This is a genomic window from Brevibacterium sp. BDJS002, from assembly GCF_028201555.1.
GTDB classification, from domain to species: Bacteria; Actinomycetota; Actinomycetes; order Actinomycetales; family Brevibacteriaceae; genus Brevibacterium; species Brevibacterium aurantiacum.
Map to the genome: position 1 here is coordinate 1,668,702 of NZ_CP116392.1, position 22,479 is coordinate 1,691,180.

At 63.6% G+C, this 22,479-nt stretch carries 15 protein-coding genes; 9 read left to right on the forward strand and 6 right to left on the reverse strand.

From position 1 onward, the window contains the following. Positions 1 to 207 precede the first annotated feature (207 nt). The 3 genes from PGC08_RS07760 to PGC08_RS07770 all read right to left on the reverse strand — a co-directional run bounded on the left by PGC08_RS07760 (position 208) and on the right by PGC08_RS07770 (position 6,729). Positions 208 to 2,955, reverse strand: a complete 2,748-nt coding sequence (locus PGC08_RS07760; RefSeq protein ID WP_009884549.1) for a DNA gyrase/topoisomerase IV subunit A — start codon at positions 2,953 to 2,955, stop codon at positions 208 to 210. 299 nt (positions 2,956 to 3,254) lie between these two features. Next, positions 3,255 to 3,818: a TetR/AcrR family transcriptional regulator gene (locus PGC08_RS07765; protein ID WP_271709904.1), complete on the reverse strand. Its 564-nt coding sequence runs from the start codon at positions 3,816 to 3,818 to the stop codon at positions 3,255 to 3,257. A gap of 238 nt (positions 3,819 to 4,056) precedes the next feature. Then, complete coding sequence (locus PGC08_RS07770; RefSeq protein ID WP_271709905.1) at positions 4,057 to 6,729, reverse strand: bifunctional acetate--CoA ligase family protein/GNAT family N-acetyltransferase; 2,673 nt, start codon at positions 6,727 to 6,729, stop codon at positions 4,057 to 4,059. A 122-nt stretch (positions 6,730 to 6,851) separates the two neighbouring features. On the opposite strand from PGC08_RS07770, the gene PGC08_RS07775 reads away from it, so the two are divergent. From PGC08_RS07775 to manA, 9 genes are all read left to right on the forward strand, one after another. Beyond that, the gene (locus tag PGC08_RS07775) at positions 6,852 to 7,439 is read left to right on the forward strand and encodes a DUF5998 family protein (protein ID WP_009884546.1); all 588 of its coding nucleotides are present in this window, start codon (positions 6,852 to 6,854) and stop codon (positions 7,437 to 7,439) included. Further along, positions 7,439 to 8,602 (forward strand): alkaline phosphatase family protein, encoded by a 1,164-nt coding sequence (locus PGC08_RS07780; protein WP_009884545.1) that lies wholly within the window; start codon positions 7,439 to 7,441, stop codon positions 8,600 to 8,602. Before PGC08_RS07775 ends, PGC08_RS07780 begins: the two co-directional genes overlap by 1 nt. A gap of 64 nt (positions 8,603 to 8,666) precedes the next feature. Then, positions 8,667 to 9,968, forward strand: a complete 1,302-nt coding sequence (locus PGC08_RS07785) for a methyltransferase (RefSeq protein ID WP_226838478.1) — start codon at positions 8,667 to 8,669, stop codon at positions 9,966 to 9,968. Between the two features lie 121 nt (positions 9,969 to 10,089). Then, positions 10,090 to 11,331, forward strand: coding sequence for a 5-(carboxyamino)imidazole ribonucleotide synthase (locus PGC08_RS07790; protein WP_083248704.1), 1,242 nt, complete (start codon positions 10,090 to 10,092; stop codon positions 11,329 to 11,331). 1 nt (position 11,332) lies between these two features. Continuing rightward, a complete protein-coding gene (purE, locus tag PGC08_RS07795) occupies positions 11,333 to 11,887 on the forward strand; it encodes a 5-(carboxyamino)imidazole ribonucleotide mutase (protein WP_009884542.1) in 555 nt (184 codons plus the stop codon). A 37-nt stretch (positions 11,888 to 11,924) separates the two neighbouring features. Next, a complete protein-coding gene (locus PGC08_RS07800) occupies positions 11,925 to 13,073 on the forward strand; it encodes an acyl-CoA dehydrogenase family protein (RefSeq protein WP_029417529.1) in 1,149 nt (382 codons plus the stop codon). A 329-nt stretch (positions 13,074 to 13,402) separates the two neighbouring features. Next, positions 13,403 to 14,932, forward strand: coding sequence for an LCP family protein (locus tag PGC08_RS07805; protein WP_096160904.1), 1,530 nt, complete (start codon positions 13,403 to 13,405; stop codon positions 14,930 to 14,932). A gap of 262 nt (positions 14,933 to 15,194) precedes the next feature. Beyond that, positions 15,195 to 18,113 carry an NlpC/P60 family protein gene (locus PGC08_RS07810; protein ID WP_240516291.1) on the forward strand — a complete coding sequence of 973 codons (2,919 nt, stop codon included), beginning with the start codon at positions 15,195 to 15,197 and terminating at the stop codon, positions 18,111 to 18,113. Between the two features lie 368 nt (positions 18,114 to 18,481). Further along, a complete protein-coding gene (manA, locus tag PGC08_RS07815) occupies positions 18,482 to 19,795 on the forward strand; it encodes a mannose-6-phosphate isomerase, class I (RefSeq protein WP_009884538.1) in 1,314 nt (437 codons plus the stop codon). Positions 19,796 to 20,297: 502 nt separating this feature from the next. Here manA and PGC08_RS07820 read toward each other — a convergent pair. The 3 genes from PGC08_RS07820 to PGC08_RS07830 are packed head-to-tail and all read right to left on the reverse strand — an operon-like array spanning position 20,298 to position 22,465. Next, entirely contained in the window at positions 20,298 to 20,963 is a 666-nt protein-coding gene (locus PGC08_RS07820; protein ID WP_069599887.1) for a 3-oxoacid CoA-transferase subunit B, read from the reverse strand. A 9-nt stretch (positions 20,964 to 20,972) separates the two neighbouring features. Continuing rightward, a complete protein-coding gene (locus PGC08_RS07825) occupies positions 20,973 to 21,743 on the reverse strand; it encodes a CoA transferase subunit A (protein WP_009884536.1) in 771 nt (256 codons plus the stop codon). Beyond that, on the reverse strand, positions 21,731 to 22,465 hold the full coding sequence (locus PGC08_RS07830) for a hypothetical protein (RefSeq protein WP_096146730.1): 735 nt from the start codon (positions 22,463 to 22,465) through the stop codon (positions 21,731 to 21,733). The genes PGC08_RS07825 and PGC08_RS07830 overlap by 13 nt, the downstream gene beginning before the upstream one ends. Between the last annotated feature and the right edge of the window lie 14 nt (positions 22,466 to 22,479).

Consider the following 22,479-nt stretch of genomic DNA (forward strand, 5'->3'; position numbering starts at 1 on the left):
TGAGCCAGGTTCCGCGACGCATCACGCACCGGTTGGTCTACACAGCACCGTTGGCTGCGCTGCGCACTGTTAGCCGTAAGGCATACAGTTGCAGTGGTTGTTTGTGCGAATACGGGTACCACGTGTGCAGTGATCTGTGATCGCAATCACTGCTGACGACAGGGCAGCTTTTCTCGTCCGATATCTCGGAAAGCCCTGCCAGGTTCCTCAGAACAGTGCGGTGTCGTCATCGTCGTCGTCATCATGGGAGACGATGACGGCGTCGTCGGAGTCGATCTTCGAGCGGGCGATCTCTTCCTTCGCCTCATCGAGATCCGGCCCGCCGTCGAGGTCGAGATCGAGTTCACCGAAGTTCGTCGCCAGGCCCTGAGTGCGCGTGGCAGCCGAGGACGATGAGCCCCCGCCGGAGGCCGCACCCCCGTCACCGGAAGCGTCAGTACCTGCCGCGCCTGAGTCACCTGCACCGGCTCCGCCGCCTGAAAGGGCCGCCTCGGCGTCACCGAGGCGGGGGACCGTCCCGATGACGTCGATCTTGGATTCCAGCGGCGAACCGGTGGCATCGCGCCTCGACATCTCGGCTGGCAGGGTCCTGGCCCCACCCGCCTGCGCAGCGGCCTGCGGAGAGTCGCCGACCCATGCCAGGGACAGCTCGGTCTCTCCCTTGAGGAACTTATGGGCACGCACACCCGAGGTCGCACGACCCTTGGTCGGATATTCGGAGAAGTCGCTGACCTTGATCGATGACGAGGGTGCGCCGTAGAAGTTCTCGCCGCTGGCGACGGTGACCACGGCGAACGTGCCGATGTTGGTGTCGGCGTCGCCTTCCTCATCGGTCTTGGCCGCCTTGGGCGTCATTCCGAAGAAGAGGGCGCGCGCATCGGCGGCAACCTTCATACCTGCCACACCAGAGGCGTTCCAGCCTTGGGCTCTCAGCCCGGAGGCGTCGAAGGCCAGCAGCTGTGCGTTCGAGGTCACGAACACAGCCAGGGACTCATCGATGTCCTTCGGCTGGGCGACGCCGATGACGGAGTCCTTGCCCTTGAGCGTGATCGCTTCCCATTCGCTCTTGTTCGGCCGCGCGGCCACGGACACGCGTTTGACGACTCCGCCCGCGGTGCCGAGGACGAATTCACGATCGAGGTCGATGAGGCCGAGGACGGTTTCGTTCTTCTCCAGCGTCACGTAGTCGGCGATCTTGACGCCGCCGGCGACGTTGGGCCGGGTTGCGGCCGGGGGCAGGGCTGGCAGGTCGACGACATCGACCATGTGCAGACGACCGGTCGAGGTCACCGCACCGACCTTGCCCTGAGTCGTCGACACGATCTCCGAACGCAGCGCGTCGTGGCTCGAGCGCTTCCCGACCCTCTGCAGCGGTGAGGCATCGGCGGTCCGGGCGATCCGGCCCGATGTTGAGAGCAGGACTCGGCAGGGGGCGTCGGCGATCTTGAGGTCTGCCTGCGCCTTCTTGCCCTTGGCAGAGAGCTCCTTCATCGAGCCTTCGATGAGGACCGTGCGCCGAGGTGAGCCGATGGCTTCCGCCGTCGCCTCGAGTTCGGTGGCGACGAGTTCACGCAGCTTGGCCTCATCGGCGAGCAGGTCTTCGAGGTAGGCGATCTTCTTGCGCAGTTCGTCGCGTTCGGCCTCGAGTTCGATCCGCGAGAACTTGGTCAGCCTGCGCAGCTGCAGGTCGAGGATGTAGGTGGCCTGGAGCTCCGAAAGTTCGAAGACGTCCATGAGGCGGGTGCGTGCCGTGGCCGCATCGTCGGAGGAGCGGATGAGCTGGATGACCTCGTCGATGTCGAGGATCGCAATGAGCAGACCTTCGACGAGGTGGAGGCGGTCCTTGGCCTTGCGCAGCTGGAACACCGTGCGGCGTCGGATGACGTCGATGCGGTGGGCGAGGTAGACGGTCAGCAGTTCGCGCAGACCCAGCGTCCGTGGCTGACCGTCGACGAGGCAGACATTGTTCATGCTGAACGATTCCTCGAGCGGGGTCTGCCGGTAGAGTTCGGCGAGGACAGCCTCCGGATTGAACCCGTTCTTGATGCCGATGACCAGGCGCATGCCGTTCTTGCGGTCCGAGTAGTCATCGATCGAGGCGATGCCGGTGAGCTTCTTCGCCCCGACGGCGTCCTTGACCTTGGACACGACCTTTTCGGGGCCGACGAGGTAGGGCAGCTCGGTGACGACGATGCCCTTGCGCCGGGCGTTGATGTTCTCGATTGAGACGGTGGCCCTGGTGCGGAACGTTCCTCGTCCGGTCTCATAGGCTTCGCGCACACCGTCGAGTCCGATGATCCGCCCGCCGGTGGGCAGATCAGGGCCGGGGATGAAGCGCATGAGCTCGGCAAGGCCGGCCTCCGGATTGCGGATCAGGTGGCAGCAGGCGGCGATGACCTCACCGGGATTGTGCGGGGCCATGTTCGTGGCCATGCCCACGGCGATTCCGGAGGTGCCGTTGATGAGCAGGTTCGGGAATGCGCTGGGCAGAACCTCGGGCTGAGTCAGAGTGTTGTCGTAGTTTCCGACGAAGTCGACGACATCTTCGTCGAGGCCGGCGATCATCTGCATCGAGGCCGATGTCAGTCGGGCCTCTGTATAACGTGGGGCGGCTGGGCCGTCGTCGAGGGAACCGAAGTTTCCGTGGCCGTCGACGAGCGGAACGCGCATGATGAAGCTTTGGCTCAGGCGCACCAGGGCATCGTAGATTGCGGTGTCACCGTGAGGGTGGAGCTTGCCCATGACATCGCCGACGATGCGGGAGGACTTCACATGGCCGCGCTCCGGGCGCAGACCCATGTCGCCCATCTGGTAGACGATGCGGCGTTGGACCGGCTTGAGGCCGTCACGTGCGTCGGGCAGTGCGCGGGAGTGGATGACCGAGACCGCATATTCGAGGAACGAACTCTCCATCTCCGACGAGACGTCGACATCGATGACTCTGCCTTCGGTCATGGAACTCCTTTGACGCACGAATTTTCCGCTCAGGGCGCTCTCTCACACGCCGAGGCTTCGCATCGGCAACGGAGAGCACCCGTCGATTCTAGCGTTCGATTTGAGTTCTACGGCTCAAGCCCGCTTTTCCGGGGCGTCCGTGTCGTTGTCACCAGAGTGCCCGAAGCTGCGTCTCCGGTCCGTAAGCGTCGTGTCAAAGTGTGTGTCTGTGCTGCCAGGTGGCTGCAGAACCGTATCGGGTGTCTTCAAAACTATGCGAGGTGGATCTCAGGTCTGTGCCAGCGGAGTGTTCGGCCCGCTCAGAGAGTTGAGGCCCGTTTTGCTTTGTCGTCTACCCAGGTGAGGAACTGCCCCATGTACGTTTCGACGTGGGAGCGATCGGCCGTTCCAGCGATCAACTCGGTGATCATCATTCCCATCACGGAGCTGTTCATCGTGCGAGCCATCTCAGCATCGACGTTGGCCAGCCGCATGACGAACTCGTCGATCTTCTCTGTGTTCCTCTGCTTCGCGGCCATGGCCTCGTTCGGGAGCGCGGGGTCGAGGCTGAGCATGATCATCGTATAGAAGCGGTTCCGGTCTGTGGTCAGCCAGTTCATGCAGAAATCGACGGCGATCTCCTGCGCGGGCTTTCCGCTGTCCCGGAACATGTCCGGCAGGCGATCGAGCTGCTGCGAGTTGAGGTCTCCGATGCGTTCCATGATTCCTGTGATCAGGGCGTCGCGGGTGCGGTAGACATTCGATGTGGAGCCAACCGGCAGCTCGGCAAGGGCATCGACTGCCCTGTGGGTGAGTCCACGAACTCCCTGTTCGGCGACTACAGCGATCGCGGAGTCGGTGACGACGTCTCTTCGTGAAATCATTTCTTTCTGGCCTCACTCTCGTGAGCACCCGCAGTACGGGTGCCTTTTGGATGGTGGATGGCCAGTGACTGGCCACAGACTATGGCCAATGTTTGGCCACACACTAAAACACGAATTTATAACGTTTCGTGTCGAACGGATACAGACACTACCTGCAATAGAGAAGAATTGGTATAAGACTCGCCAAACTGCCAGTCGGTTCTCACTAAATGGGGCATATCTGCAATCCCCTGGCGTGTCAGCTCAACAGCCTCCGTGTCGAATCGATGCGAGTGGAATCGGTGAGCAGGTCAATTCTCACGCTGAGCAGATGTCCGCCGGTCACGGTGGCGACCATTGGGTGGATTTCGAGCTCGAGGATCTGCGGGTGTCTCTCGACGATCACGGAAAGACGTTCGAGCACGTCTTTGAGCGGGTCGATGTTCACCGGTGGCAGACCCCGATAGCCGAACAGCCGCGGCGAGGATTTGACCGACCGGATCATGTCTTCGGCATCCTTGTCCGTCAGCGGCGCCACGCGATGTTCGACATCGCCGAGCAGCTCGGTCGTGTCCCCAGCTAAGGAGAACGACAGCAGGGGGCCGAGCAGACGGTCCTCGCCGGCGCGGATGACGCAGGGAACTCCCGGTGGTGCCATGGCCTGCACATCGACCAGCGGCTCATCTTCGTCGAGGAGGGAGCTGATGGTCTCCTGGATCGCGTGGAAATCCTCGCGCAGCTCTTCGGGTGAGTCGATGTTCAGCCGCACACCGCCGAGCTCCATCCGATGGCGCAGGGTGTTCGACACTGCCTTGAGCGCAACCGGATAGCCGATCTCGTCGGCGGCGGCCAACGCCTCGTCCACCGAGGCGGCCGTGATGTGGGGCAGCACTTCGATCCCATAGCAGGAGAGCAGGGAACTCACCTGATCTCGGCCGAGCCGGACGGGCTTGCCCGGCCCAGCCTCGGAGAGTGCGGATTCGATGATCGTGCGCACGCCCTTGTCATCAAGGTCCTCGACTTCGAGGAAGCGGCCGTGATCGGCACCTCGCCAGCGCGCATAGTCGGTGGCACGAGCCAATGACCATACGGCGTCCTCGGGGCCCACGTAGCTGGGCACCGTGTGCGAGTTCCGATTGCCCTCGCTGTCGCTGAGGTGGGTCGTCAGCTCATCCTGGACACCCTGGATGCCGAGGAAGCAGGCCACGGTCGTCTTCTGTGAACGGGCAGCCGCCTCGGCGAGGTGAGCTGCGATCTCGGCCTCCTCCGCCCCAGCAGAGGGGGTGAAGGTGACGATGACGGAGTCGATGTCCGTGCGGGCATACATCGCCTCGAGTTCGTCCCGGAACGTCTCGGCCTCGACCTCGGGGTGCAGCGACACCGGGTCGGCTTCGACGTGCAGTCCCTCGGCACGGGCGCGTTGGACGACGAGGGTGGCCATCGCCGCCGAGTTGCCGATGACGCCCAGGCGCCTGCCAGCCGGAAGCGTCTGAGTCGAGAACACCTGGGCTAAGTCGAAGAGCTGGTGGATCGTATCGGCCCTGATCACCCCGGCCTGCCCGAGCACCTGATCAAGGGTGTGCGGTGCCAGTGACGAGGTGCGCACGATGTGACCGGGCGGAAGTTCACGTCCGGTGAGATCGGATTTGATGACGATGACGGGTTTGACGCGGGAGACCCGTCGCGCAATGCGGGCGAATTTGCGCGGGTTGCCGATGGATTCGAGGTAGAGGGCCACGGTCTTCGTCGCCGGATCCTCCTCCCAGTACTGGAGGACGTCGTTGCCGGAGAGGTCCGCGCGATTGCCGGCGGAGACGAACGTGGAGATGCCCAGGCCGCGCTTCTTCGCCGCCGCCAGCAGCGCGGTGCCCAGCGCACCCGACTGACTGAACAGGCCCAGCGTGCCCGATGCCGGGAGGAACGGGGCCAACGAGGTGTTCAGTGAGATGTCCTCGGCTTCGTTGACGAGGCCGAAGGAGTTCGGGCCGACCACGCGCATTCCGTAGGCGCGGGCGGTGGAGACCAACTGACGTTGCAGCTCAGCTCCGGCCTCACCGGTCTCAGCGAATCCCGAGGAGATGACGAGGACCGCCTTGACTCCATGAGCCGCGCACTCCTGAACCACCTCGGTGGCCGATTCCGCCGGCACCGCGATCACAGCCAGGTCGGCCTTGCCGGGGAGATCTCCCAAGGTCGGGTACGCCTGGACTCCGGCGATCTGGTCGGCTTCCGGATGGACGACCCAGAGGTCGCCCGTGAACTTCGCCGCGGTGATGTTGCGGATGAGGAGATGGCCGGTGGAGTTGCGTTTGCGGCTGGCGCCGATGACCACCACCGAGGTGGGGTGGAGGACCGTGCGCACGCTCAGGGCCTCGGCCCTGTGCTCCCGAGAGGCCTGAACCTCGATGGATCGTGCCGTCGGATCGATGTCGAAGTTCACGGCCACGACACCGTCGTCGAAGCCGCGGGTGACCTCGTAGCCGGCGGCCTGGAAGACCTGGAGCATCGAACGATTCTGGGGGAGCACCTCGGCGGTGAACTTGCGGATCCCCGATTCCCGGGCGGCGGCCGCGAGGTGTTCGAGGAGGATCGAACCGATGCCGCGTCCCTGATGGGCGTCGGCGATGTTGAAGGCAACCTCCGCCGAGGTGGCCGAGATCTTGTCGAAGCGTCCGACGCCGATGATGTCGTCGCCGATGAGCATGATCAGCGCCACTCTGTCATGGTGGTCGACGTTGACGAAGCGCTCGAGGTCGCGCTTGGGCAGCCTCGGCAGAGGCGCGAAGAAACGCAGGTAGACGGACTCGGGCGATTGGGCCTCGTGCATCCGGGACAGGGCCTCGGCGTCGGCGGGAACGATGGGGCGCAGGTGGGCCGTGCCGCCGTCGCGCAGGACGACATCGGCTTCCCAGCCGGCAGGATAGTTTTCCATGCTCCCAGCATAAGCGGACGGCGAGAGTCCCTGACCGTACATGAACTGCAAGGTCACCGAACAGGAGCCGAAGGAACGGTGCGAAGTGGGAAGAGTCGGGCGAGTACGGCACAATAGGAGTCATGGCTTTACCCGAAGTTCTCGTCCACGATCTGCAGTCGGCCGGATACTACCCACAGCTCACACAGGGGATTCTGGCTGATTCTCTGTTCGACGAACCGGTTCTCGCGCACTTCGTCCACATCGACACTCATGTCGACATCGAATCGATTCACCGGCACGTCACCGCGTTCGTACTCACCGAGACGCGACTGCTGCTTGCGCACGTCGACGACGATCCCAACGTCGCGCCCGGCTCCAAACCGCGTGCCGTGACGAGCAGCGAAGACATCGAACTCTCACGCCTGGGCACCGTCATGGTCGGCCGGACGTTTGCCGACCCGGCCGCCTACATCCCCGGTGACAAGCCCGTCGAGGTGTCATTGACCATGTCCTGGGGCGCCTCCCGACGGATCGAAGCCTTCCCCGAGACCTGTGGGGACCCGGACTGCACAGCCGACCACGGCTACGGCGGATCCATCTTCTCCGAAGACGTCATGCTGCGCGTCTCCGCCGAAGCTGAGGGCCAGTCTGCCGTTGACCGGATCGCGGAGTTCGCCGGTAAGCTGCGTGCCGCCGTCTTCCACGCCAGGCTTCGGTCCCGCCGCTGATGGCAGATGGGACAACCTCACCCCTGACGGGGCCGCCCGACTATTCCGGGCCCATCCTCTCCGACGTGGTCCCGGCTGCGGCGCTCAGCCTCGGCGCGGGTGAGATCTTCGACGACACGGCACGGGCCAGGGCACAGTCCCTGGGACTCGACCGGGAGTCGCGGACGACGATCGTCGTCCTCATCGACGGTATGGGGGAGAGCCAGCTGCGCCAGTACAGCGGCTACACCCCTTTCTTCCGTTCCATGGCGGCCTCGCGGCGAACCCTGTCCACAGGGTTTCCCTCGACGACCGCGAACTCCCTGTCCTCACTGGCTACGGGACGTCTGCCCGGTGGCCACGGCGTCGTCGGGTATCGCGTCCTCGACCCGTCCAAGGATACTGTGTTCAACCAGCTGACCTGGGACCTCGATGTCGACCCTGTCTCTTGGGTGCCCGACGCGACCCTGTTCGAACGCCTCACCGAGGCCGAGGTCGATGTGGTCAGCCTCGGGGAGGCGAAGTTCGCCGGACGCGGACTCAACCGGGCCTCCCTGCGCGGCGGACGGTTCCGTGCCTCGAAGACGCTTGAAGAGCGCTGCGCCCAGGCCATCGAAGAGGCGAAGGCTCCCGGCCGGCGGCTCGTCTATCTCTACTGGGGCAACCTCGACAAGACCGGACACGTTCACGGTTCCAACTCCTCGCAGTGGACCGAGGAACTCGAACACGTCGATCTGGCTCTGTCTCAGCTGGCCAACGGCCTGCCGGCCGATTCGACGATGGTCGTCACCGCTGATCACGGAATGGTCGACATCGACCACACCCTGCGCCTCGACCTCGCCGATGCACCCGCGCTGCGCTCAGGGGTCAGGCACGTCGGCGGCGAACCCCGGGCAGTCCACCTCTATGCCGAGGACGGCGCCGAGGCTGACGTGTACTCGGCCTGGACCGAGACCGTGGGGGAGCGGGCACTCATCCTCAGCCGTGACGAGGCCATCCGGCGAGGCTACTTCGGCCCCGTCGACCCTCGGTTCCGGCAGCGCATCGGGGACTTCATGATCATCTGCCGCGACGAATTCGCCATCGTCGACTCGGACAACGAATCCGCCTCCGCGATCGCGCTCATCGGACACCACGGTTCGACGACGGAACGCGAGCTGCAGATTCCCCTGCTCGTGGTCTGAGCCGGGTGGCCGAGGACGAGATGCACCGCGATTCCCCGATGACCAGATGCCTCAGGAGGCCCCGTTGACCGAGCTCGAGTGGACCGAAGACGGTGCCCGACGATCGGCGACCTGGCATTCGGAGAACCAGTCCGCAGCCCCGACGCAGGTGACGGTCATCAGCGACGACATCACCGCCGATGCCGCCTACCGTCTGGCACGATCGGGGACCGCGCTGCTGTGGCGCGGGGACTATCACAACGGGCGTCAACTGCTGCAGGCGATGGACCGCCGTTTCAAGCGCCACAGTGAGCACCGTGGCGGCGGTCAGCAAGGGGCGACCGGTAGAAACGGTCGCCGCGGCGGCAAGCGTGGGACAGCCGGCAATCACGGGGCAACCGGCAATCACGGGGCAACCGGCAATCGCGGTGACCTCAGCGCACTGGGAGCCTTCGAAACGCAGCGTCGCTTCATCGCCGAACGAGCCCGTCTGCTCGGTACACTCATCGTCGAACTCGATGGCGACCACCAGCTGAACCTGCGTCGCGCCCCCGATGTCAGTCTGGCCTGCGAGGCCGCCTACGGCCCGTCGACGGGACCGATGTGCGTCTCGCTGACCGAGCTGAACGGGGTGCTGAGCGCCTACCAATGGCAGCTCAAGGGCGTGTCCATTCCCGCCCTCGGCGCCGACGTCCACCCGCGCTACGGGGTATTCTCCCCGATCCGCGGAGAATACGTCGATCTGGTCGCCCAGACACCATTTCCCGGGGCCGAACCGGCCACTGATGCTTCGTCGGCACCGGAGGCGTCGGCACCACAGTCGTCCGCACCAGAGCCATCGGCACCACAGACGGCTTTCGACCTCGGCACGGGCACCGGCGTGCTCGCCGCCGTGCTGCTGCGCCGCGGTGTCGAACGGGTCGTGGCCACGGACATCAACCCGCGTGCTGTGGCCTGTGCCCAAGAAAATCTGGATCGATTGGGATTGGCTTCATCCGCCGAGGTGGTCGAAGCCGACCTCTTCCCATCAGGTCGGGCCGATCTCATCGTGTGCAACCCGCCGTGGCTTCCTGCCCGCCCGACGTCGGCCCTCGAAGCCGGCATCTACGACCCGGGATCCGATGTGCTCCACCGCTTCATCGACGGGCTAGCCGCGTATCTGAACCCGGCGGGCGAGGGCTGGCTGATCCTGTCCGATCTGGCCGAACATCTTGGCTTGCGGACCCGGGAGGCGCTGCTCGAGCGCATCACCGCTGCGGGCCTGCGCGTCCATGATCGACACGATACGACCCCGCGCCACCCCCGCGCCTCGGACACTACCGACGAACTCCACAAGGCACGCGGTGCCGAAGTCACCTCGCTGTGGCGGCTGCGCCTGGCCACCTGAGGCCACGCCACTTGGGGCCACGCCACTTGAGGACAAGCCACCTGAGGTCGAGCACTCCTCCCACCGAGCGTGAGACTCACATGATGAACCTGCGCGTCCCATGTCCGCGGCGGACGATAGGATGGCGAACGTGACTTTTCCTCGTGTTGGTGTCATTGGCGGCGGCCAATTGGCACGTATGCTTGCCCCTGCCGCAGAAGCCCTCGGCATCCGCTTCTCAGTTCTCGCTGAGACCGCGGACGCCCCGGCCACCCAGGTCATCAATGAGGTGAGCGTCGGAGACTATACGGACTTCGCGACCCTCAAGGCCTTCGCCGAGACCGTGGACGTGGTCACCTTCGACCACGAGCATGTTCCTCCGGAACACCTCCAGGCCCTCGCCGAGGCGGGTCACGCGATCCGCCCGGGACCGCAGGCTCTCATCTTCGCTCAGGACAAGATCCTCATGCGCCGACGCATGGACGAACTCGGACTGCCGAACCCCGCCTGGGCAGAGATCACCTCCCGCAGTGACATCGAAGCCTTCGCCGACCGAGTCGGGTACCCCTTCATCCTCAAAACACCTCGCGGCGGCTATGACGGCAAGGGCGTGCGAGTCATCGACAGCCTCGACGAGGCTGCAACCTGGCTTGACGAGGTCGGGCAGCTGCTGGCTGAAGAAAAGGTCGACTTCACCCGCGAACTCGCCGTGATGGTCGGACGCTCTCCGATGGGGCAGACCGCGGTATGGCCCGTTGTGGAGACCTGGCAGCAGAACGGGGTGTGCAAAGAAGCAGTCGCACCGGCACCGGGACTGGCAGCCGAGAAGTCGAAGGAGATCACCGAGGCGATCCTCAAGGTCGCCGGAGCCCTCGACGTCACCGGTGTGATGGCCATGGAGCTGTTCGAGACCGCGGACGGCTTCCTCATCAACGAATTCGCCATGCGACCCCACAACACCGGCCATTGGACCCAGGACGGGGCGGTGACAAGCCAGTTCGAACAGCACCTGCGCGCGGTCCTCGACCTGCCCCTGGGCAGCCCCGCAGCTCGGGAGGACGTGTCTGTGATGGTCAACATTCTCGGCGCAGACCACGAGGACCTCTACCATCCCTATCTCCATGTGATGGCTCATGACCCCGCGATCAAGGTCCACCTCTACGGCAAGGGTGTGCGCCCGGGCCGAAAGGTCGGCCACGTCAATGCCTACGGACGCGATGCCGCCCTGGTGCTCGCTCGCGCCCGCCATGCGGCGGACTTCATCGCCGGCGTCGACGTCGATCCGCACCCGCAGATGCCGGCTCCGACCGACCTCGACGCCAACGCCGGACCGTCGACCGACGACACCGGCAGCAGCGATGCCACCCGCGACGAAAGGGACTGATATGTCGACAGATGATGGGAACTCAGGGGCCGCCTCGGCGAAGGAATCTGCAAATTCCGGCTCAGCCGTCGTCGGAATCGTCATGGGCTCGGACTCGGACTGGCCGACGATGAAGGCCGCCGCAGAAGCGCTCGACGAACTCGGCATCGACTCCACCGCCGAGGTCGTCTCCGCCCACCGTATGCCCGAAGACATGGTCGAATGGGCCAAGACCGCAGCCGACCGCGGCCTGCGCGTGATCATCGCCGGCGCCGGGGGAGCGGCCCACCTGCCCGGGATGATCGCCTCAATGACCTCACTGCCGGTCATCGGCGTGCCGGTCCCATTGAAGTACCTCGACGGAATGGACTCGTTGCTGTCCATCGTGCAGATGCCCGGCGGGGTCCCCGTGGCCACCGTCTCGATCGGCGGGGCGAAGAACGCAGGCCTGCTGGCGGCCCGCATCCTCGGCGCCGGCGACACCGACTCCGCGGCGCAGATCCGGCACCGTCTCGATGAACATCGGAAGTCCCTCCGGCAGGTCGCTCTCGACAAAGGGCAGGCTCTGCGGCGATAATAGAACTACTTAACGAGCGATCAGTAATAGGAGAATGATGTTCGACCTCTACCAGCCCAGCGAAGAACACGAAGAGATTCGCGCCGCCGTGCGCAACGTCGTCGAGAAGAAGATCACCCCCTTTGCCGCCGAGGTCGACGCCGACTCCCGCTACCCGCAGGAAGCCCACGACGCACTGGTTGAGACCGACTTCTTTGCCGCACACATTCCCGAAGAGCACGGCGGCATGGGTGCCGATGCACTGGCTGTGGCCATCATCATCGAAGAGGTCGCCCGTGGCTGTGCCTCGTCCTCGCTCATTCCGGCCGTGAACAAACTCGGCAGCATGCCCGTCCAGCTCGGGGGCAGCGAAGAGATCAAGGCGAAGTACTTCCCACAGGTCGCCCGCGGCGAGGCCGGGTTCTCCTATGGCCTCTCCGAGCGCGAAGCCGGCTCCGACACCGCCTCGATGAAGACTCGTGCCGTCGCAGACGGCGATGATTGGATCCTCAACGGTGTGAAGACCTGGATCACGAACGCCGGCGTCTCCGAGTACTACACGGTTATGGCTGTGACCGACCCCGACGGTGCACGCGGTCGCAACATCTCCGCCTTCGTCGTGGAGAAGTCCGATGAAGGATTCACCTTCGGTGAGAAGGAGCGCAAGCTCGGCATCAAGGGCTCGCCGACACGTGAGCTCCTCTTCGACAATGTCCGTCTGCCCGGCGATCGCATCATCGGTGATCCCGGTGAAGGGCTGAAGATCGCCCTGCGAACCCTCGACCACACGCGCGTGACTATCGCCGCACAGGCCGTGGGCATCGCGCAAGGTGCACTCGACTACGCGATCGGCTACGTCAAGGAACGTCAGCAGTTCGGCAAGAACATCGCCGAGAACCAGGCCATCCAGTTCATGCTCGCCGATATGGGCATGAAGCTCGAAGCCGCCCGCCAGCTCACCTACACCGCGGCAGCCAAGAGCCAGCGCATGGACGAGGACCTCACGTACTTCGGTGCGGCGGCGAAGGCCTTCGCCTCGGATGCGGCCATGGAGATCACGACCGACGCCGTGCAGCTGCTCGGCGGAGCCGGCTACGTCGTCGACCACCCGGTCGAGCGGATGATGCGTGATGCGAAGATCACACAGATCTACGAAGGCACGAATCAGATTCAGCGCATGGTGATGGGGCGCAAGCTCATCGCCTGATGCCACACCCGCCTCGGCGGGAAAGAATCCGGACTTCGAGGAGGAAGGCCACTGCCAGCAGGCGGTGGCCTTCCTCTGTGTCCTGGGTCTGCAGGGGAGGGCGGGGCAGGTCTGTGACGGGGTCTGCGAGGGGGTCCGTGTGACCAAGTCCACCTGTCACCACGCGACATGCGCAGGTGAAATGTGCCGGAATCCCGGGTTCTCACGCGCCACAATGGATGAACACAGTGGACTCTCCAGAAGGTTTGGCACAGTGGACTGCGTCGCTGCGGGCTTCGGACCCGCGTGTGTGGCCATCACAGCAACGAGCACGAAGCAAAGGTAGGTCAGTGGCCGAAACGAGATACGTCGACCCCATCCATCACCCGTCGTATGCCTCACAGCCGACGCGTGATGTGCGGGCGTGGATTCTTCTCCTGATCAGCGTGCTCATCCCCGGGGGTGTGCAGCTGCTGTTCCGGTCTCGCCGCTGGGCAAAGGTCTCGCTGTCGATCACCGCGATCAGTTGGATCCTCGCGATCATCGCGCTCGTGGTGATCATCATCGATAAGAAGTTCCTCTTCACGATCGGCACGAACCCGATCCTGCTGACATTCCTCATCATCTGGCTTCCGGTCATCGCGATCAATTGGATCGTGTGCCTCTTCGACACGCTGCGCCGGATCAAGCTGGTCACGCTCTCGGCAAGAGCCCGCAAACGCTTCCTCGCTGCATTCTGTGCCCTCGTGCTCATCGTCGTGGGCCCCTTGGCCTGGGGCACGACGCTGCTGGACTCCCAGCGTGGGCTGATGGCCGACCTCTTCTCCTCGGGCAAGGCGGCGAAGCCCGTCGATGGGCGCTACAACATTCTTCTGCTCGGATCTGATGCGGGCAAGGGGCGCACCGGCATCCGCCCGGATTCGCTGTCCTTGGTCTCCATCGATGCGAAGACGGGCAAGACCGTCATCGTCGGCCTGCCGCGCAATATGGAGAACGTGCCGTTCCCCAAGGACTCACCGCTGCACAAGTACTACCCGCAGGGGTACAACTGCGGTGATGAATGCCTGCTCAACGCCGTCTTCCAGCAGGGCGAGCAGCACAAGGACGAGTTCGAGAATCCGAAACGGGCCGGCGAGCAGGCCACGATGGATGCCGCCTCGGCGATCACCGGACTCGAAGTCCAGTACTTCGCCATGGTTAATCTCAAGGGATTCGAGAACCTCATCGACTCTCTGGGCGGCATCACGCTCGTCTCCGGCAAGCGTGTGCCGATCTCCTCAAAGGTCGATCCGACCACGGGCGAACACGGACCGGTCAAGGGCTGGATCGAACCGGGCAAGCAGAAGCTCGACGGCTTCCACGCCCTGTGGTTCGCCCGTTCCCGTGAGTTCTCCAGCGACTACGAGCGCATGATCCGGCAGCGCTGTGTCCAGACCGCGATGGTCAAGCAGCTCGATCCCGCCACGGTGCTGACCCGATACCAGGAGATCGCTAAAGCCACTCCGGGGGCCCTGGCCACCGACATTCCCTCCTCCGAGGTCGACGACTTCGTGGACCTGGCGTTGAAGGTGAAGTCGCAGAAGATCGAGTCGCTTGACCTCACTCCGCCCAACGTGACACCATCTGATCCTGATTTCGACGCCGCCAGGACCTTGGTTGCGGACACCATCGAAGAGTCGTCCAAAGACGCTGAGAAGGACAAAGGCGCTCAGACGGCCCCCGGCGGCTCTGCCGGAGCCGTTGCCGGGGTCAACGCAAGTCTTAGGACTGTTGGGAGCGTGGGCGGAACCAATCCGCAGATCAGTGCGCAGGGCAGTGCCGAAGGCGGCTCTGACGAGGACAAAGAGAGCGCGGAGAGAGAAATCTGCTACGTGCCCTGAGGCAGACATCACGTTCCCGGAGCACGGTGGTTCTGTCCTCAGCGAGAATCTGCAGCAGATTCCCGGAAAAAGTTTCTCTCGGTGTGTCCCGTGTAAACACTGGGAACCACACCCGTGTAATTTGCTTATTTTGTTATTTGGCTAGTCTGACACGCCGTATATGTGTAACAATTTTGAGATGTTGGGATTACCCACCGTCCTGCCAACGGTGAGATGATTCCAGGGCCTGAACTTCCCTGACTTCCTCGAAAAGGCTGTAACGATGAAATACTTATTGCCCACAGTCGCGGGCTGCGCTTCGGTCGCACTCGTCGGCACCTTAGCGGTCACGGCACCGACTGCCTTCGCGGCATCGACAGAACCAGAAGTGACCCAGAAGGCGCTGAGCGTGAGCGAAGACGGACTCAACGTCCCCGGCGCCCGCGATTCCAGTGATTCCACTGCCACCGCCGCCAACCAGAGCGCAACGAGCAACCTGCCGAACATCTTCAAGTCGCAGACCGCTGTCGCTTCGACGAATGTGCCAGACATCGTCAACGTGAGTGCGGGTGCTTCGGCCGCTGCATCCACGGGGTCGGTCAATCCGGTTTCTGCCAGCCTGTCTTCCCCAGAGAGCGGCAACGGATCCGCAGGTGCCCAGGACTCCGCCCCGGCGGCTGAACCGTCGGCACCGGCTGCGGAGCAGGAGGAGAAAGACGGCGCGTCAGAGGACGCGAAGTCTGAGAACTCCGAATCGTCCGAGGACTCGAAGGACAGCGACGACATCTCGGGCTCAGTGCGTCAGAAGACCGAGGACGGCGTCAACATCGCGCTGATCTCCGACGTCCTCGACGTGCCGACGAACAACCCGAGCCTCATCGGCTTCACCTTCTCGCAGTCGAAGTCGAACATCCGGATCCAGGTCCGCGTCAAGAGCGGTTCTGAATGGGGCAACTGGCAGTCACTCGATGAGGAGCAGAAGGAGCAGGCGAAGAACGAAGGCTCCGAGCCGTTCACCGTCAACCGCGCTTCGGGTGTGCAGATGCGCATCCTCGGCGACAAGGCTCCCAGCGACGCCGAGCTCGTCCTCGTCGACCCGAAGCAGAATCCCAACGATGCTGCTGCTGTGGCCGAGAACGACCCAGTAGAGCTCGAGCCACAGAACTCGACCTCATCCGACAGTGCGGCAGACACCGCTGAGTCGACTCCCGACTCGAGTGCGGATTCTGCGAGCACCGAGACCGCGGCCGCTTCAGGCCAGGCCGAGGTCACCAATCAGAACTACGTGCCCGGATCTTCATCCGTGAGCACCGTCGCGAAGTCCGCTAAGGTGCCGAAGCCGAAGATCGGCTCGCGCAGCTCCTGGGGCGCCAAGGCATACAAGGGCAGCCCGGACTACGCCAGCAGCGTCAAGCAGGCGGTCGTCCACCACACAGCCGGCTCCAACAGCTACTCGGCTGAAGACGTCCCGTCGGTCCTGCGCGGTATCCAGTCCTACCACCAGTCGGGCCGCGGCTGGAGCGACGTCGGATACAACGTCATCGCCGATAAGTACGGTCGTCTCTGGCACGCACGCGGCGGCGACATCAAGAAGGCCGTTATCGGTGCCCACGTGGCCGGACACAACACCGGAACCTTCGGCATCTCAGTGCTCGGCTCCTACGACAAGTCGGCTCCGCCGAAGAAGACCCGGGACGCTGTCGCCTCGGCGATTGCCTGGAAACTCTCGCTCGATGGTGTCAAGCCGAGCAAGTCGACCGTCGTCGCGCACCGCGACCTCGCGAACACCAGCTGCCCCGGTGACGCCTTCTACTCCAAGATGGGCGAAATCCGCTCAACTGTCACCGACATCATGAACTCCGGTGATCTGCCGTCCGATGAGAAGAAGGACGACGACAAGAAGGACGACAGCAAGAACAAAGACGACGGTAAGAAGGACGACGGCAAGAAGGAAACGCCGAAGCCCAAGACCGCGATCGAAAAGTACGCTGCCGACCACAAGAAGGAACTCGGCAAGGCCACTGGCAAGGAACACGATGTCAAGGGCGTAGCCGGAGCACGTGCTCAGACTTACGAGAAGGGCAACGTCTACTGGTCCAAGAAGACCGGTGCGTACCACCTGACCGGAGCAATCAAGAACTCGTTCAAGGGTGACGTTGTCACCCAGTTGGGACTGCCCACCTCGCAAGAGAAGGGCGGTCTGAAGGACGGGGGATCGGCACAGTCGTTCCAGAAGGGCAAGATCTACTGGTCGAAGGACACCGGTGCTCACTACACCACCGGCACCCTTCTGAAATATTGGGGTGACAAGGGGACCATCAAGGGTCACCTCGGTTACCCCGAGTCGGACCCGGTCTACAAGGACGGGCGAGGCGAGCAGCTCTTCGAAGGTGCTCGACTCGTCTGGGCCGAGGGCTACGGAACCACAGAGTTCTCGCCCACAGGAACGATCGACGGCGGTGTCGTCGACAACAACGGTCCGGGTGATTCTGAAGACGCCAATGCTTCCGGTGGTGCCGATGCGTCGGCACCACCGGGGGACAGCGCCACAGATGGCGGTTCGGCTGCAGACTCCGGGGAAGGTTCTACAGACGACAAAGACGCCAAGGGTGACGACAAGGATTCCAAGGACGACAAGTCCAAGGACGACGACAAATCGGACGACGATAAGTCGAAGACCGAAGAGCCCAAGGGCGATTCGAAGGGTGACGACAAGTCGAAGGACGACAAGTCCAAGGACGACGACAAGTCCAAGGACGATAAGAAGGACGACAAGTCGAAGGACGACAAGTCCGATGACAAGAAGGACGACAAGAAAGACAAGCCGTCCAAGGCAGAGAAGATCCAGGCTCAGCGTGACTCCATCATCAAGGAGGCGAAAGCCCACCTCGGTGTGAAGTACGTCTGGGGCGGTACGTCGCCGACGAAGGGCTGGGACTGCTCGGGGTACACCCAGTACGTCTATGGCAAGCACGGCATCAAGCTGCCGCGCACAACCAGCCAGCAGCGCAACGCCGGCACGGTCATTCCGGCCAGCGAAGCGAAGGCTGGCGACATGATCTGGATCCCAGGTCATATCGGCATCATCTCGGAGACGAAGGGTCAGATGTACGACGCTGGCTCGACCCGGACGAACACGACGAAGCGCAGCTACAGCTGGATGCTCGATCGTGGAGCAAAGGTCATCCGCGTCGTCGGCTGATGACAGCAGCATCGCCTTCATCGGGCGAGACTGCACAGAGAAGTACCCATGCCTCGTGGCCGGTTCCGAAAGGGACCCACGAGGCATTTCGCGTCCCACGAGACGTTTCGTCTATGGGGTTCAAGTGCAGACCGGCTCTGGATTTCCAGAAGCTGATGCCGCTGCCGACCATTCGAACTTATGAGGGCAACCCCACCGGCCTGTGCATTTGCCCTGGTAACACCCGGTGAATTGCAGATGTCTTGGCCTGAACAGTCAGTGAAGCCACTCCCGAAATCGATGATTAGTCGAGGTGAACGCGCTAACGTGGAGAAGCACACACGGCATGTGTGTACATCCGATGATTCCAGCCGAAGGGGACCAAGACAGTGCGTCGATTGCACAACACGGTCAAGAATTTCGCGTGGGGCAGCACGGACGCGATCCCGGCAATCCTGGGTACCGCACCCGACGGCACTCCCTGCGCCGAGCTCTGGCTCGGAGCTCATCCCCTCAGCCCCTCGCGGTTGGACAACGGACAGTTCGATCAGCAGAGCTCGACTCACCGGTCGGCGCAGCAGGGCTCATCGTCATCTGTTGATGTGAAGACGAACAGCACCACGGTCGGCCCCAACCTCATCGAATACCTTGCCGGTGATCCTGCCGGACTGCTGGGCCACGACTCTGTTCAGGTCTTCGGGCCACGTCTGCCCTTCCTTCTCAAGGTTCTCTCCGCGCAGAAGGCACTCTCCATTCAGGTTCACCCGAACCCCGAGCAGGCGGCCCTCGGGTTCGCCCGCGAGGAATCCGAAGGTCCCGACCTCGATTCCCCGACGCGCAACTACAAGGACCCCTCGGCCAAACCGGAACTCATCTACGCTCTGACTGAGTTCCACGCCTTGACCGGTTTCCGGTCCCGCAAGGCCGTGCGCTCCACCTTCGAACGCCTGCTGTCGCTGTCCCTGTCGCCGACCTCACTGGACTTTCTGGGTGATGTGCTCTCGGCGCTGAAGTCCGTCACCGAAGCCAAGGCCTTTGCCAGGGCCGTCGAGCTCGTCCTCGGTGACTCTCGGTCCGCAGGATTTGTCGACGAGGTTGCCGGACAGGATCTGGCAGAACTTCCCGACGGCCATATCAGCCGTTCGGGCACGGCAGTTGACCCTGCAGAGACCTTCCAGGAACTCGTTGCTGACTACCCGTCCGATCCCGGTGTGCTGGTGGCGCTCATGCTCAACCGCGTGCACCTGCAGCCCGGTGAGGCCCTGGCGATGGAATCCGGCGTCCTGCACGCCTACCTCGGCGGGACCGGGATTGAGGTCATGGCCTCCAGCGACAACGTTCTGCGCGGGGGACTGACGAACAAACACATCGACATCCCCGAACTGGGCAAGGTCGCAAAGTTCACTTCCGCCAAGCCTCGGATGGTCGAACCCGACCGTGACGGAATCCTCCTCGGGGCGACTGAGGACTTCGCACTGCAGTCGCTGCGGTGCCCTCGACTGACTCAGATCGAACGCCGCGGCGCCAGCATTGCGCTGTGCACCTCGGGAAGCATCACACTGACGTCGCTCGGGTCCACGGTGACACTGACACGTGGTCAGAGCGTCTTCATCGCGGCGAACGAGCCCACAGTGACCGCTGACGGACACGGCGACCTGTTCGTGGCCACCACCGGCCTCGACAACTCGCTGCCCTTCGCTTGAACTTTCCGCAGCTGGTCAGAGACTACTCGCAACTGGTCTGAGCCGGCTGCGTTTTGGCACCACGCACCGTGAGCAGCAAAGCACCCCTTTGCTGAGGTGCCTTTTGGCACGGAGTGTAGGCGGTGCAGAACGAACTGTTGTCTGTGATGGTAACGGGGTGCTCAGCGACCAACAGGGTGTTGAGTGGCTTGCGGTGCGTGGTGAGTCTGGTCGCCGCTGCGCTGATCGCCTGCGACCATCCTGCGAAGCGCTCTCTGCAGACGGCACAACATACCCGCAGCACAGTGCTCCCTTGTGCCTTCCCTGCACAGCGCTCCTGACATACGGAAGAGTGGCACACGGAAGAGGCCGTCCTCGGCCGAATTCCTCTGAAGGAATCGGCCCAGGACGGCCTCTCATCAAACTGCCGGGACGATCAGACCTAGCGCCTCTGCCGCGCCGCTAGTCACCTAGCGTGACCGCGGCGCGCCGGCCATCCGGCCGACATCCGAGAGTCAGCGTCTCAGGCTGCGTCGACGGAGATGGTGGCGACGTCGTCGGGGACGTTCACCTCGGCGCCGGTCTTCTCCTTGACCTCATCGACGGTGACTCCGGGAGCCAGTTCGACGAGGGTGAAGGAATCTCCACTGACGTCGAGCACGGCGATGTCGGTGATGATGCGGCTGACGACGCCCTTGCCGGTCAGAGGCAGCTCGCAGCTCTTCAGCAGCTTGTGCGAACCGTCCTTGGCGACATGGTCCATGATGACGATGACGCGCTGCGCACCGTGGACGAGGTCCATGGCACCGCCCATGCCCTTGACCATCTTGCCGGGGATCATCCAGTTCGCGATGTCGCCGTTCGTTGCGACCTGCATCGCGCCGAGGATCGCGGCATTGACCTTGCCGCCGCGGATCATGCCGAAGCTGGCTGCGGAATCGAAGTACGAGGCACCGGGGGCCATCGTGACGATCTCCTTGCCGGCGTTGATGAGGTCGGGATCGATCTCGTCCTCAGTCGGGTAGGGACCCACGCCGAGCAGACCGTTCTCCGACTGGAGGACGAGGTCCACGCCCTCGGGCAGGTAGTTGGGCACGAGGGTCGGCATTCCGATGCCCAAGTTGACGTAGCTGCCGGCTTCGAGCTCTTGGGCCGCGCGGGCCGCCATCTGGTTTCTTGTCAATGACATATCGGCTCCTCAGGCTTCGCGAACGGTACGTTTTTCGATGGGCTTGTCGGCGACCTGTTCCGGGGTCAGCTCGACGACGCGGTGGACGAAGATGCCGGGCACGTGCACGTCATCAGGATCGATCTCGCCCGGTTCGACGAGCTTCTCGACCTCGGCGATGGTGATTCGAGCCGACTGGGCGGCTGGGGGATTGAAGTTCCTGGCTGAGGAGTGGAAGACGAGGTTGCCGTGGCGGTCTCCGACGGCGGCGCGGACGAGCGCGTAGTCGGGTGCCAGTGACTCCTCGAGGACGTATTCCTTCTCTTCGCCGAAGGTGTCGAAGACGCGGGTGTCCTTGGCCGGTGATTCCTTGACCACATTGCCCTCGGTGTCGTACTTCCACGGCATGCCGCCGTCTGCGACCTGGGTGCCGGCTCCGGTGATCGTGTAGAACGCGGGGATTCCGGCGCCACCGGCGCGCATCTTCTCTGCCAAGGTTCCCTGCGGGGTCAGTTCGACCTCGAGCTCGCCGGAGAGGTACTGGCGTGCGAATTCCTTGTTCTCACCGACATAGGAGGCGATGATGCGTCGGAGACGGTGGTCGGCGAGCAGCAGGCCCAGGCCCCGCCCGTCGACTCCGGCGTTGTTCGAGATCACTTCGAGGTCCTTGGCGCCCTGTTCCTTGATCGCGCGGATCAGGAACTCTGGGACACCGACGACACCGAAACCGCCCACGGCGATCGATGATCCATCTGCAATATCGGCTACCGCCTCGGCGGGCGTATCAACTACTTTGTCCATGAGCCCAGTCTGCCACGGACCTCGCCGAGGCTGCTCGCCAGGTCCGCAACGCGAGCGTCGTCCATGCCATTGGCCAACACAGATTCACCCCCGCGCAGGAGGTGATCCAGGAACGTCGCCCACTCCTGCGGTTGCGGGGTTGAGTTCGCCACCAGGATGCCGGAGCCGGAATCATCGGCCGGGTCGGCCCACGCGATCTCCTCGTCACCGACGAGGAGCGTTCCGGTGGCCTGCAGTCGCCGAGGTGTGACATCCGGGTAGGCCCGGATCGCTGAGTTCACATCGATGAAGTCCTCATCGACCGGTGTGCTCAGGGCCAGCGCGGGCGGGTTGTAGACGAAGACCTCTTCTGCCGCGGCCAGGCGCTCATCGTTCTCATGGCCCAACGGCACCAGCGCGTGGAAGTCACCGTCGAGCGCGGTGGGTGTGTCCGCCGAGGCGGCCGCACCGTCTGCCTGATCCTCTTGAGATCCAGCTCCGAGGACGACGCGACCATCGGCGAGGAGGACACTGAGGATGGCGACGAGCTCGCGCCAGTGCAGTCCGGCAGGCATTGGGACGAAGAGCGTGAAGTCGGGGCCGAGCCCATAGTCTCCGAAGAGTCCGACTCCCTTATTCACCCAGTTCGCCACGACGGGACCGGTGAGGTCGAGTCGGTCATAGTCGGGCCCGCGCCAGAACAGGACGGGTCCGCCGGTGCGGCTGATGATGGAAAGATCCACGAGGCAGACCTGCT

Coding starts and splice junctions, on each gene's coding strand:
- PGC08_RS07760 (WP_009884549.1), bottom strand. CDS start 2,955: ATGACCGAAGGCAGAGTCATCGATGTCGACGTCTCGTCGGAGATGGAG.
- PGC08_RS07765 (WP_271709904.1), bottom strand. CDS start 3,818: ATGATTTCACGAAGAGACGTCGTCACCGACTCCGCGATCGCTGTAGTC.
- PGC08_RS07770 (WP_271709905.1), bottom strand. CDS start 6,729: ATGGAAAACTATCCTGCCGGCTGGGAAGCCGATGTCGTCCTGCGCGAC.
- PGC08_RS07775 (WP_009884546.1), top strand. CDS start 6,852: ATGGCTTTACCCGAAGTTCTCGTCCACGATCTGCAGTCGGCCGGATAC.
- PGC08_RS07780 (WP_009884545.1), top strand. CDS start 7,439: ATGGCAGATGGGACAACCTCACCCCTGACGGGGCCGCCCGACTATTCC.
- PGC08_RS07790 (WP_083248704.1), top strand. CDS start 10,090: ATGGCGAACGTGACTTTTCCTCGTGTTGGTGTCATTGGCGGCGGCCAA.
- purE (WP_009884542.1), top strand. CDS start 11,333: ATGTCGACAGATGATGGGAACTCAGGGGCCGCCTCGGCGAAGGAATCT.
- PGC08_RS07800 (WP_029417529.1), top strand. CDS start 11,925: ATGTTCGACCTCTACCAGCCCAGCGAAGAACACGAAGAGATTCGCGCC.
- PGC08_RS07810 (WP_240516291.1), top strand. CDS start 15,195: ATGAAATACTTATTGCCCACAGTCGCGGGCTGCGCTTCGGTCGCACTC.
- PGC08_RS07820 (WP_069599887.1), bottom strand. CDS start 20,963: ATGTCATTGACAAGAAACCAGATGGCGGCCCGCGCGGCCCAAGAGCTC.
- PGC08_RS07825 (WP_009884536.1), bottom strand. CDS start 21,743: ATGGACAAAGTAGTTGATACGCCCGCCGAGGCGGTAGCCGATATTGCA.